Genomic DNA, 12,956 nt, shown 5'->3' with positions numbered 1-12,956 from the left:
CAGACGTTCGGCGCGCGCCTGCGTTTTGAGCTGGGTGACCGAGGTTTACGCTCAGTTAACGAATGCGACCCTCTGGCAACATCGGGCGGTTAACTCTTCACCGGCGGAATCCCGCGCTACAACCGCTAGGGTTGATGCTTAAACTGGTCTTTCACGAAATTCGCAGCTTCGGCTGTGCTTCAGTTGGATCAGTGATTGTCTTTTAGCAGATCGAAAAGGACCCACATTGGCGGTATATGGGCGCTGGTCGCCTTCTTCAGTGCGACTGTCATCATTACCTATGCAGCAGCACGTCTGGATCGGCTGATCTCAGAAGCGTTTGCATACGAACTGCGCGCCCAGACCTATCTGGAACTGCTAGAGGTCCGCGAACAATTTGAAGAGATTATCCATTCCCAGTCATTGGCGCTTCGTGAACTTGCGACGGTTATTGGCGAAACCCCCTTTATCAACCAAACCGACTTTGCGCAGCGTGTGCAAAATATCCGCGAGATTGACGAGACCGTGATCAACATCGCGGCGGCCCCCGAGCTGGTCGTGACCCTGATTCATCCGCTAGAGCCTAACATGGGGGCGCTTGGGCTCGATTACCGTACGAACAAAGATCAGCTTCCGGGCATTGAGCGCATGCTCGGCCTAGGCACAGAACTGATGACCGGCCCCGTCGATCTGGTGCAAGGCGGCCGCGGTTTGATCCTGCGTGCACCCGTCTATTGGCCCGATCCGGACTTCGCGACCGAAGGTGATGTTGATGGCAGCACCCGCCAGCTGTGGGGGATCGTATCGCTCGTGCTGGACTATGATCAATTCCTGATCAATTCCGGCATACGCGAGGCAGAAGAACGCTATGACATCTTGATACATTCGGTGTCCCCACAAGTGGGCCCCGGACCGCAGATGTTCACATACGGCGATCCGACCTTGCTTGACGCGGATACGGTGACGCTGGAATTCGATTTCTCGTTCGAGGAATGGATGCTGGAGGCGCGTACCAAGGGTGGGTGGCCCAAACACGCGCCTGATCAATGGGCTAAACGTGCGCTGATTGCGTCGGCTGGGCTGCTGCTGTTGGGAACGCTGCTGTATGTCCTGCAGGTATCCGAGAAACGCAAACGCGCCGAGGTCCTGCTGAGCCGCGGGATCGAGGCATTGAACGATGGTTTTGTTATGTTCGACGCCCAAGACCGTCTGCTGCTAAGTAATTCGAAATACAAAGAAATGTACGACCTCCCCGCCGAGGTTCTGAAACGCGGTACTCCCTTCGAAGAACTGCTGAGAACAGGTGTCAAAAGCAAGCAGTTTCCGTTGGGGCGCTATGAAGAGGACGAGTGGGTCGAACGCCGCTTGGCCATTCACCGCGAAAACAGAACCTCCGAGACAGAACAGCATCTGTCGGACGGGCGCGTGATAAAAGCCTCTGACCGGCCTTTGGCAGACGGCAGCTATGTAGGTCTGCGCGTGGATGTGACCGAGCTGAGCCACGCCAAGGATGCCGCCGAAGCTGCCAGCAAGGCCAAGACGGATTTCATGGGCGTCCTCAGCCACGAGCTGCGCACGCCGCTGACGGTGATCATGGGCGTGGCGCAGCTTTCCCGCAACGCGCGTATGCTGTCGTCCTCCAAGGCGCTGCTCAAGGGCTATGAGGACGGAGAGATCAGCCACGCAGAGGCAAAGCGCTTGCTGGATGAGATGTACGACCAACTGTCCGGCCTGATGAACCGGTTGGTGCAATCTGGCGAGCATCTGTTGCATCTCATCAACGAGATCCTCGATGTGGCCAAGATCGAATCCGGAAGCCTTGTGATCGAACCCAACCATTGCGCGGTGCAGGATATTGTCGATCCGGTGATCGAACAGCTCAACACGCTTTCCAGCAAGAAGGGGCTGGCCTTTGACGTGGTGCAAGAGGCGGATATGGTCTTTGCCGATAAAGTGCGCGCGCGGCAGATCCTGTTCAACCTCATCGGCAACGCGATCAAATTCACCGACGCCGGTTTCGTCCGTCTGGTGGTGAAACCCGTGGGCGATGTTGTTAGCTTCGAAGTGCATGACAGCGGTGCCGGCATCCCCGAAGCCGAACTCCAAAGTATTTTCGAGGTCTTCTATCAGGTCGATTCCACCGCCACGCGTCGGGCAGGCGGCACGGGCATGGGGCTCGCGATTTCGCGCAGTCTGGCAGAAATGCAGGGCGGCAGCCTCAGCGTGTCCAGCGTCGTCGGGCAGGGCAGCTGCTTTATCCTGACCCTACCCATCCGCGCCGCGCAAAGCGTCGAGGTAAACGCCGCCGCCTGAGGCGACGCGAAACAGCGGGATCGTGGCGTTCAGCCTCGGAGTAACCCTGTATTTTCAAATAGAATGCGGCGGTTTCAGCTTGAACACTGAAAGTTTGGTAGGCCCGGCAGGCATACCAGAAAGAGCAAAATCCCCAACAAAACGTGGCCTAAGGTGGACCACGCAGAGCCATTTTCGACCTTATACAGATCAATGGGTTACAAGGAATGTGGACCATGAATGAAAGTAGGGTTTGGCATAGGAAAGCGCTATGTTGATTTTCAAACTTGCCAGACGTTCTCAAAAATAATTATCTAATTTGAACGTTCTAAGTCGCGTTCGTTTAAGGTCGCTGTGTACGGTATGGGTTCGTTGCGCAAGACCCATTTTCCTACCAGAGATTATGGCGGAGGCGCTATACGAGCAGACTGAATGTCGTGCAGTCTTGCCGCACCTTGAGTCTTTTCTGAATACTCGTCCTACTCTGCAGTCCCTCAAAATCCGCAGGTTACGTATCAAAACGGAATATCGATGGATGATATCAGGCAATAGGAACGAAGAGAGTATTCCCAGCGGATCCGTACACACTCGCTTCTCTCTGACAGGAAGTCGTAGAGCCGGGGAAACGCGGAATGCGCATTGTGTTCTGAAAATTTTCCGGCAAGGCTTACGTGCGGATGGTTATTTACGGCATTTGCTGAAAGTCGCGTTAAGAAAGCGGTCAAATAGCAGCAGGCGGCAACAATACAATAAGCCGAGTAAGAATATCGAAAGTTATAGATGCAAGAAACTGAATTCCAGAAGTGGCTCGAAGCTAACGGGCAAAGTGAGAGATCAATAATTTCCCGAATTAGCACGGCGCGCCGCGTCGAAAATGCAGTTGGCGATTTGGATGAGGTTCTGACTAATCAGAAGTTAGAAGACCTTTTGCGTCAGTTCGAGTACGGCGCAGAAGACGAGAGAGTAAATGCGCCGAACCCATCGCCCGTTCGGATAGATGGCAATCTGAGGAACGGGCTGGCAAGCGTGCGTCAGTCGATCAGCCTCTACGCTGACTTTATTCGCAACAGTTCATCTATGCCCAATAAACTCGAACACTCACAATATCTCCGTGATTTGACGAAACAAGAAGTTGTTTCTGCCATGGACGACTGTGACGCTGAAGGACTTGAAGCATTTCTGCAGAACCGCAGCTTTGCAAAGCCACAAGTTTGGACACTTCGGCCTGTGGCTAAGGTAGAACTAAGCGATGCTGAACCGAAGCAGTATCCAGCTAAGGCGATCGTCGCTGCGGCTATCGCAAAATTGCCAGGTAGATTGGCTTTGACGGCAAAGGAGTTCTTCAACGGATTTGGTGAAAGCCAGTCTTTTAAACGTTTGAAAGAGCTGGGCTTTGAACTAATCGATCACGGCCGAGAACAGGACCAAACCGAGTTATTTTCTCGCATAAACATAGAAGCTTCTATGGCGGCTTACGATGAATATGAAGAGACGGGCGCGCATTCCGAAATATTTTCATCGTTTGGCAACCCAAAAGATTTTTGGGTCCGTTCGACAAGGGACACGCCGAAAGCGCTTTATCCAACAAAGCCCTTAGTAGGTTTCATTTTGAGAAAGACAAAATTCAACGGTGGATGGTCAACTGGTGCAGCAGCAGCACACCTTCACAATGCTGGCTATATTATCGTCGATAAGGAGAACACTCCTCTAATGCCGCCAGAGCGCTATAGCCACCTCATTCGAGATGCCGACCGGATCCGAGCATGCGCTGTAAACTATCACATCGAGCCAGCCCGCAAGGCGGGGCAGACGTCGGTTACGATCAGGGCAGGGGATTTAGCAAAAGAAATAGGTCTGCACAACGCACACGCAAACATTTGCAACGCACTTCGGGGTCCAAAGCTCCAACAAATGACGGGCCTTCCCCAGCCCACCCACACAGAACCACAACTAAGCAGTACAACCAAATTCACATACGATCTAACTGGTTCTCTCGTGGCAACCCTGTCAGTAGCGACACCACGGCCAGAACAGAGATTAAAAATGCAACAAGCGAAAAACCTGATCCTGTATGGCCCACCTGGGACTGGCAAAACACATGCGACAGCGACAGAGGCACTGCGCCTTTGCGGCGAACAAGTCCCTCAAAACCGTGGGTCTGTTATGGACGTGTACAACCGTCTGAAAGCGGAAAAGCGGATCCAATTTGTAACGTTTCATCAATCGATGTCCTACGAAGACTTTGTTGAAGGGCGACAACCTACCACCGATGCGGAAGGAGATGGCGGTTCTGCAGCCGGTTTTCGCTTAGAATCAGTTCCAGGCATTATACGGCGAATGGCAGAGCAAGCTCAGTTTGGGGGAGCCGACATCAATGCGGAGGATGACTTCTCCTTAGAGGGTAGACAGGTTTTTAAGATGTCGATCGCACGTGCTGGGGCGACTTCAGAAGAATATCTGTTCGAAGAGGCCCTTGCCGAAGGGCACGCTCTATTGGGATGGGAAGACATCGATTTCAGTGATCCAAAATATTCTGATCCAAAAAGAATCTTGGAGATATGCGAAGCGCAGGGACGCCGTGAGGGACCTATCACGATGCAATCTGGTCAGGTCGCACTGGTCGACGCCTTCCGCAATCAAGTTCAGGTCGGAGATATCATAATAGTTTCAAAGGGAAACAGCCTATTCCGAGCTATCGGGGAAGTTACCGGTGAGTACGTATATAAACAAAGAGATAATCGAAGATACTGCCATAGAAGGGCTGTAAACTGGCTTTGGGTGGACCGTCAGGGGCTTCCGGTATCAGAAGTTTATGACACAAACTTCACGATGCGATCGATCTACCGCCTCGGGGAAAGGAAGCTTAAAAAGTCCGGTCTCAAACGTTTGATCAATGGGGTGAATGAAAATGACGTTCTCGAGCAGCTCCCCCATGTACTAATTATCGATGAAATTAATCGTGCCAATATCTCTAAAGTCTTCGGTGAACTGATCACGTTGATCGAACCGGACAAACGGTTGGGAATGGAAAATGCGTTAAAGGTACGCCTACCTTACTCTGGTGAAGATTTCGGGTTGCCACCCAATCTTCACATCCTTGGCACGATGAATACCGCTGACCGATCGATTGCACTTCTCGACACAGCGCTGCGTCGAAGGTTTGACTTTAAAGAGATTGAACCTGACCCTGAAACTCTCCGCGACGCGGCGCAGCACTGCGGGCTCGACCTGCCCAGAATTTTAAGGGTAATCAACGATCGTATTGAGTACCTATATGATCGCGAGCATCGGATCGGGCATGCCTATTTCATTGGCTGCGCGTCACGTGAAAGTGTTGACCAAGCTATGCGCCATAAGGTGATCCCGCTGCTGGCAGAATACTTCTTTGAGGACTGGCATAAGGTGGCCGCAGTGTTGGGGGATGCAGAGGGACATGATGGCCCAATCACAGGCGGCTTTCTGAAGCGTGAGCTGTTGGAGGTACCGCCAGGCATGGAAGGTGAAGCAGATGGCCCGACAAGGTTCCGTTGGCTTGTGAAAAATCAAAATGAAAGATTTGACTACTCGCGATTGACCGACTGATGATCCAGCTGAGCATCCGAGAATGGGAAAAGGTTGCCTTTGGAACCGATGGCGCTCCTATATCCGAAGGTCAGGCCGACTGTTTGGCTCAAGCCGCACGCAATTCTAATTTGTCAGGCAGTAGTGGTGAAGGTGTGTTGGAACACCGGCGAAAACACCTACGTGCTCGTGGTGTGGTAGGGGTAATTGCCGCTGCAGATTGCCAGCTTGAGATACTTCCGAAAATTGATGCCTCAGGGGAGGCAGAGGCAGCCCCAGAAACATTACGTAGGCGTCTCATTCACATGCTTTCTGTGGCGCGCGATCTTCGCATCGATGCGTGGACGACAGCGAGTTTGGGATGGCAGCGTGATACCTTGCTTGAGATTCTGATAAGGATTTTCTGCCGCAAAATGACCGAAGCGGTACGGCACGGAATCCCCCGGCGCTACATTGACCACGAAGATGATCTGCCTTCATTACGCGGGCGTCTGGACGTCTCAAGGCAGTTTTCTGTTTTAGCCGCACAACCTCAAAATCTGGCCTGCGAGTATGATGAACTATCCCCGGATATTGATCTCAACCGCGTCATGAAAGCTGCAATCCTTAAGCTTTCAAGGATCTCAACTGCTGCAGACAACCTACGGTCTTTGCGCGAACTCTCTTTTGTCTATGCGGAAATTACCGACGTGGCACCATCAGCGGTTCGCTGGGACCGCATTACTCTTGATCGGACCAATGACCGATGGCTTGAGTTACTTTCACTTGCGAAATTGCTTTTGGGCAATCGCCACCAAACAACAAATGCGGGGAACAGTAACGGCCACGCGCTCTTGTTCGAAATGAATGTTCTTTTCGAGGAATACGTCGCTAAGCTGCTCAAACGCGGGCTTGCAGGATCTTCGTTCAGTGTTTCTACGCAAGGAGGCAAGAAAGCCTGTTTGTTTGAGGGAGATCAGGGCCGGTTTGGAACGCGTCCCGACATCCTAATTCGTCACCAAGATAAAGTGGTTACGGTTATTGACACTAAATGGAAGCGCATTTCTCCACGCATTGAGGATGCAAAGTATGGGATCAACCAGAGCGATGTTTACCAAATGATGGCTTACTCGGAGCTCTACGAATGCGATCGCGTCATGCTGCTATATCCCTACCACCAAGGGCTATCTGACTCCCCGCCGCAACAAACTTATGCAATTGGCACCGCTGGGGCTTCCAGAAAGCTCTTAATATCGACCATTGACGTATCGCGACGACACTCGACTGTCACAGCATCCTTGTCGAAACTGGTGATGACAAAGTAACTGGTATTGGTGCAATCGCACTAAATTATGAAGATTAGGCTCCGTTATCATATTACTTGTACATGCATGAGGGCAGGCATAATTGCGGATGCTTGAGCTTTAACAGTTGTAATACCGTATTGGATTTTGACCATGTCGCATGCCTTCAGGCAATCTTTTGCCACGTAGCCCGACATAATGCTCCCATACACCAACAGGTGCGCTTTGACCGTGGAACCCGTGCCGAAGTGGATCCGTCGCACCGAAGCGCTCGGCGGGAAAGTACTCTGCAGTAGCTGGATACCAATTAGTCGGTACAAACACTCCATGAACAACGCCGTGAATGACCGCGAGGACATACTGCGCTTTCTTTGCACGCTGACGAGAGATACGCCACGCATACCTTGTGCGGTCCAATAACTCAGCTGTAGAGTTATAATCTGCGGAGTTTATGTTGATCAGAATGACTTTTTCATCTCGTAATGCAAGTTCAGGAAGGGCGTATTTATCTGCGATTTGTAGGGCATGCATTGGACCGCGATCAGTGCTGTGATGGCCGCCTGAAACATTTGAAAGCCCTGCAAAGGCGTCCATAAGCGCAGCTTCGACCTCAAATGCCGTTTTCGGATCTTCGATGCCGTGACGATGGACAACGTGGATGACATCAAGTCCCGCGCGATGTATCTCGTTTAGCCGGGAGACTTTTAGGCTCTCATCGTCGTCTTGAAGTTCGTCTAAATCAAAATTTGTATCGACGTCTATCGTGACATCCGCAGATTTAGTCGCTTTGGCATGTTGAAAAATACGGTCATTTTTACCTTTCCCAATGTAAAAAGTTTCACCGTTTCGCGGGTCTATCAAACGGTAAACATAAAATTTAAGCTTTTCACCAACGCCAATAGGAAATGCGTCCATTACAACCCCAGCTACAATAATTCGAAATGCAAATAGCAGTTAAATCACGAATTCCATGATGAAAGGAACTTATCTTTTGCGCAAGAGACATTCCCAGCGTGGGGCCGGTTGATGCACTTAATAGTAAAGTTAGGCAAAACCGACACTTTGTATAAACTTCACTTATGTAGTGGACGTCCCATTGCTGCCGTTCGTTAATAACCTGCAATGCTGCAATGCTGCGATGCGGCCAGTCATTCCGAACTTTAGCTGAGGGCAAACTATTCCATCGCTGGGCGAACGCCGAGCTTGGAACACTAAACATATTCAATCTAACGAGAGACTGATGATGTTGGCTCTTACTTCGTTTTCAATTTGTTTGCCCTGAGTAGCACTGCCTCCTATAGTTGAGCTATGTTGAAATTTCTTTTTAGAGCGCTGTTCAAGCCGTCTTATCGGCAGAAGTCCAAGTCAAAAACTCACCCCGTTAAAGAGACGTCTGCCGATGACACAGTTCGCGGCATATCTGCTTCTCCTGCGCAGCCAAAAGCGCCGCAGTCTAATACGCCAGCATGGGGCGAAGCATTCGATGAAACGACCGCTCACTCGGTCACGCTGCCACGCGTGTTGGAAGGGCCAGCATACGTTACAGACGGTGACACAATTACGATCCAAAAGACCCAAGTGCGCCTTCACGGGATAGATGCGCCTGAACTACATCACCCCTACGGCAAAAAGGCCAAGTGGGCGATGGTCAATCTGTGTAAGGGGCATAGTATACGCGCCGAGATTACTGATGAAGACGAATTTGGCCGCACAGTCGCAAAGTGCTTCCTTCCTGATGGTCGTGACCTGTCCGAGGAAATGGTCAAGCTGGGGCTCGCTATCGACTGGCCGAAGTTCTCAGGTGGTAAATATGGTAATCTTGAGATCACGGGGGTCCGCAAGAAACTTTGGCTTGCCGATGCACGTCAGAAAGGCCGCATGCATGTTTGGGAAAAGTTTGACGCGCAAAAGAATGGTCAAAGCAAGGGAAATGAAGGAACGGCCCAAAGCTAACACCCATCAGCAAGTCCGCCTGATGCGGTGTGGCAGCCGTTGTTGGGTCTTTGACCTCAACTGGTAGCGAGCGGATAACAACGTATACTCAGCGCTAATTTTAGGGCAAACTTTTTTACCTTGAAAAGTGTGCAAAGGGGATCAATCTGTGACTGAAGACCCAAATCCAAGTGCAATGAGAGATGTCGAGGCAGTTCGCAGGCTTCTGACGAACGCAGTTCGCTTGAAGCGAAAAGATATAGCGAATGCGTGTAGAATTCGCATATATGAGCTATCTGCCTGTGACTACGGTGACCCTATCGAACGACGATTATGGCAGGCGGTAACCGCTTATGAGGAAACCCTTAGAGAGAAACACGGTCGCAAACAACAGGCCAGCTACACCCGTCGAAAAATCGCGGCCAAGGGGGCTCTACAAACCTTGACGGATTGGGCACTTGATCCAAAAGTAACTCCTGGTTTCGAGGCCTTGGTAGCTGCCGACGCAGCTAAATATACTGGGGAATACGTCGTGGTCGAATTTGCCGAGAGGTTTCCTGCAGAAGCCGTGCAAGCTGCTAAATCTAAGCTCGAAGCCTATGGTGTTGAAGTCGTTAAGTCCTAAAATAAACGGCCCTTAGCTGACCTTCTTGGTTTTTGCAGCTAAGGTCCGGTTCGAGCCCGAATTGACCAATTCTGCACGATCCACGTATGTCCGCTGTTGTGAGGCAGTCAAAAACCTTCAACAAATGCTTAAGCTTTGAACGGGGTTTCTGGCAGCCGAAAATCGACCGTTTCTCAGCCCTACCAATAATGAGTGTGATTGGCAGGCAAGTTCTGTAATGAGGTTTGTTCGCTTTAAGATCATTAGAGAATGATGGCGGCAGTAACGGAAAAGGCCTATGAAGCTTTTTGCTTGGTCCCATATACACTTGCGTGAAACAGCGTTATGTTAGTTAGAGCTGTATTTGAGGTTTCCCATGGCAAAAGATTTTAAGAGCTACGATGTTTTCATCTCATCACCGTCAGATGTCATGGCGGAGCGCGATACTGTTCAAGAAGCCATAGAGCAAATTAATCAAATTAGCGGTGCAAAAGAAGGTTTTAGGCTCAATCCTATCCGCTGGGAAAAGGATGTATCCTCCCAAATCGGCAGCTCGCCGCAAGATGTAATAAATGAAGAAGTCGGAGATGAGTACGATATATTTGTCGGAATTCTCTGCAATCGGTTTGGACAGCAAACTGAAAACTATGAATCGGGTACGGAGGAGGAGTTTTATAGAGCCTATGAACGGCGTAGAAATAAAGAAAATGGCCCTGAAATATTGTTCTACTTCAAAGATCCAAGAAAATCTGAAACGATCATTGATGCCGAGCAGCTATTAAAGGTTGCCAACTTCAAAAAGAAGCTTGGCGGGCTTGGTGTGTACGGTGAGTTTGACACTCACGACAGCCTGAAAACCATGGTGGTGGCTGCACTTATTAAAGCAATCGAACGCCTAAAAAGCCGCGTTACCGTAAATGAAAATAGAGGCGATGCTGAGATACCATCGAAGCCCAACACTGATAGCGCGCTCATTGAGGTTAGTGAGTTTGATGAAGATATTGGGTTGATGGAGCTTTCGGACATAGTGTTGGATGCGTTTGAGAACTCCACTGAAACCATGGAAACAATAACTACAGCGACAAAAAAACTGGGCGACAAGATAGAAACTCGAACTACTGAGCTCAGAAAAATCGACCTAACGGGTGAGTTTCGACAAGATAATAAGGTTATCAAGCCAATTATAGAGAAGGTTGCTGCAGAAATGCAGCGTTACTCTCATATACTTGACCAAGCGACACCAGATCTAAAGCGTGAATTTTCTGCAGCGCTTCGTGGTATGCAGCATGCCGTTATGATCTCCCGGCAAGACGGAATTAGCAGTATAGATGAAGTCAACGAACTTGTTGATCAACTTGAAAATATGAAGTCAACGCTGGATAATGTTCACGCGCAGATTGCGAATTTTCAACGCGCAATATCAGCAACGCCAAGAATGACTTCTAAGTTAAATCAAGCCAAAAGACGCACACTTAAATCCATCAGCGAAGTTTTGGATTTTCTTTCGGAATCCTCTGTAAATATTGGCACGACGCTAAGCGCCATTAAACAATAATCGGCCTTAGAAGCAGAGCTTTTATCATATTCAAAAATTCCAAGGAAAATCTTATGGCCTCGTTTAGCCTGGCTTAAAGTGAATCTTTTCGGACATTCACCTTACCCGCACAGCCTTCCAGAAACGGACGTTTATTGAGCAGTTCGCTGAACCGGACATTGGCGCACTTGCCGCGAAGGTCTGAAAGGTCCGCTCTGCCGACCTTGGTGCTCGTTGCAGTTAACGTCTTATTCGAGCCCACAATGACGGATGCCGTGGTTAGCGCGAGCGGCGGATATGGATATGTGCAGTTGGTACACTTTGCAAGTTCACGCGAGGCATGTAGCAGACTTGGGGGAAATGATCCGATGCTGCACCGTGTCTTGCCTTTGTCCGTTTGTGAAGACACGGGTTGCGTTTACAACTTCTGGTGTGACAAGCTTAGCTGTCTCTATACAAAGCCAAATTTAATTTAGGAAATGGTATTTTTCAATGAGAAAAGAGCCCAGCCGTCTAAGCTTCGGAACCGTAAGTCTGGTGACACAAGGTGAACACAAATTTTATACGACGACTATTCAAAGTGAAGTGCTTGCACGAACTTGTATCGCAATCAGCCGCGAAGAAGATAATATCGCAGGGTTCCAGCGAGTTTTGGATAGGAAAAGGGCTCAAGATATTGCCGATTATATCGACAATGGTTTAGGCACCGTACCAAGTTCCATCGTGCTCTCTGCACAGGATGATGCTGATCTCGTTTACTCCCCGAAAGCGAAAAGCATTTCTTTTAAGGACATCCAACAAGCGTTTCTTATCTTAGATGGTCAACACCGAGTCTATGGGTTCTCGTTGGCGAAAAGTAATTTGCGGGTACCGGTTGTCATCTATGATAATCTGAACAAGCGCGAAGAGTCTCGATTGTTCATTGACATTAACTCTAAGCAGAAAGGTGTTCCAACCGAGCTTTTGTTAGATATTAAAAAGATGGCCGAATATGAAAATGATGCCGAAGCAAGAATGAGAGTCATATTCGACTGGTTTAAAGATGACCCCTCCACAATACTCTATGGAAAACTTTCATCTGCGAAAAAGGTAAGTGGGAAAATAACCAGAACGCTTTTTAACTCTGCGGTCGGCCCGCTGGTAAAGCTGTTTGGAGGTATGTCTGATGAAGATGTTTATCAGGTTCTGGCCTCATACTATCAGGCGGTATTTGATACGGTGTTTCAACCCCGCGGCCTTGCAGTGGAATTCTATCAACCAACCGTCTTTAAAGCTATAAGTGGCTTTTTTCCGACTGTAGCTCGGAGGACTAAATACAGACACGGGTCTGTCTATACTTACGATTACTTTTCAGAAATACTGGATCCTGCCCGTGATAAGTTACGACCAGCTAAAGTGAAGGAAGCGAAAAACGCTTACAAACCATTGGTTAAGCACTTTGAGGAGTGCTTGGATTCCGACTTTCTGCTCTGAAATGGACGTAGATATTCCAATAGCACTCCAGAGGCAGATACGTCGAGACCTGATGGTGGAGCATAGCTCTCAGCTCCAAGACTTCAAAGCCTTTGTCGCGTCGCAACGGTATGTTTTTGAAACCTCGGGAGAACTGGTCAAGTTGCGACCTTACATGCCAGACGAACTGAAATCCGCTTGTGCTGGTGACTGCAGTAAATTTGCGCGCGCAGCACTTGAATCACTGTCAGGAATTGTGACTGACACAAGGTCGCCTCGTAACACCGCTTGGTTCGTAATTCGCGCTTACTATGCGGCT

The 12,956-nt window shown here is 49.6% G+C and carries 8 protein-coding genes; 7 read left to right on the top strand and 1 reads right to left on the bottom strand.

Annotation, left to right across the window (positions count from 1 at the left end; all coding sequences use genetic code 11):
- Positions 1 to 195 precede the first annotated feature (195 nt).
- From GLP43_RS10945 to GLP43_RS10935, 3 genes are all read left to right on the top strand, one after another.
- Positions 196 to 2,292: a sensor histidine kinase gene (locus tag GLP43_RS10945; RefSeq protein WP_237279327.1), complete on the top strand. Its 2,097-nt coding sequence runs from the start codon at positions 196 to 198 to the stop codon at positions 2,290 to 2,292.
- Between the two features lie 759 nt (positions 2,293 to 3,051).
- Positions 3,052 to 5,853: an AAA family ATPase gene (locus GLP43_RS16345; protein WP_272903193.1), complete on the top strand. Its 2,802-nt coding sequence runs from the start codon at positions 3,052 to 3,054 to the stop codon at positions 5,851 to 5,853.
- Complete coding sequence (locus GLP43_RS10935; RefSeq protein WP_237279326.1) at positions 5,853 to 7,136, top strand: McrC family protein; 1,284 nt, start codon at positions 5,853 to 5,855, stop codon at positions 7,134 to 7,136. The genes GLP43_RS16345 and GLP43_RS10935 overlap by 1 nt, the downstream gene beginning before the upstream one ends.
- Before the next feature lie 99 nt (positions 7,137 to 7,235).
- Here the strand turns inward: GLP43_RS10935 and GLP43_RS10930 are convergent, their stop codons facing one another.
- Positions 7,236 to 8,030, bottom strand: coding sequence for an LEM-3-like GIY-YIG domain-containing protein (locus GLP43_RS10930; RefSeq protein ID WP_237279325.1), 795 nt, complete (start codon positions 8,028 to 8,030; stop codon positions 7,236 to 7,238).
- Positions 8,031 to 8,423: 393 nt separating this feature from the next.
- On the opposite strand from GLP43_RS10930, the gene GLP43_RS10925 reads away from it, so the two are divergent.
- The 4 genes from GLP43_RS10925 (at position 8,424) to GLP43_RS10910 (ending at position 12,658) form a co-directional block, all read left to right on the top strand.
- The gene (locus tag GLP43_RS10925) at positions 8,424 to 9,068 is read left to right on the top strand and encodes a thermonuclease family protein (protein ID WP_237279324.1); all 645 of its coding nucleotides are present in this window, start codon (positions 8,424 to 8,426) and stop codon (positions 9,066 to 9,068) included.
- A gap of 148 nt (positions 9,069 to 9,216) precedes the next feature.
- The gene (locus GLP43_RS10920; RefSeq protein WP_237279323.1) at positions 9,217 to 9,672 is read left to right on the top strand and encodes a hypothetical protein; all 456 of its coding nucleotides are present in this window, start codon (positions 9,217 to 9,219) and stop codon (positions 9,670 to 9,672) included.
- Between the two features lie 355 nt (positions 9,673 to 10,027).
- Complete coding sequence (locus tag GLP43_RS10915) at positions 10,028 to 11,206, top strand: DUF4062 domain-containing protein (RefSeq protein ID WP_237279322.1); 1,179 nt, start codon at positions 10,028 to 10,030, stop codon at positions 11,204 to 11,206.
- A 471-nt stretch (positions 11,207 to 11,677) separates the two neighbouring features.
- On the top strand, positions 11,678 to 12,658 hold the full coding sequence (locus GLP43_RS10910; protein WP_237279321.1) for a DGQHR domain-containing protein: 981 nt from the start codon (positions 11,678 to 11,680) through the stop codon (positions 12,656 to 12,658).
- Positions 12,659 to 12,956 lie beyond the last annotated feature (298 nt).

This window comes from Sulfitobacter sp. M39 (assembly GCF_021735935.1).
Classification (GTDB): Bacteria; Pseudomonadota; Alphaproteobacteria; order Rhodobacterales; family Rhodobacteraceae; genus Sulfitobacter.
The sequence above is the reverse complement of the archived record's forward strand: the minus strand, read 5'-3'. Positions and strand labels throughout refer to the sequence as shown.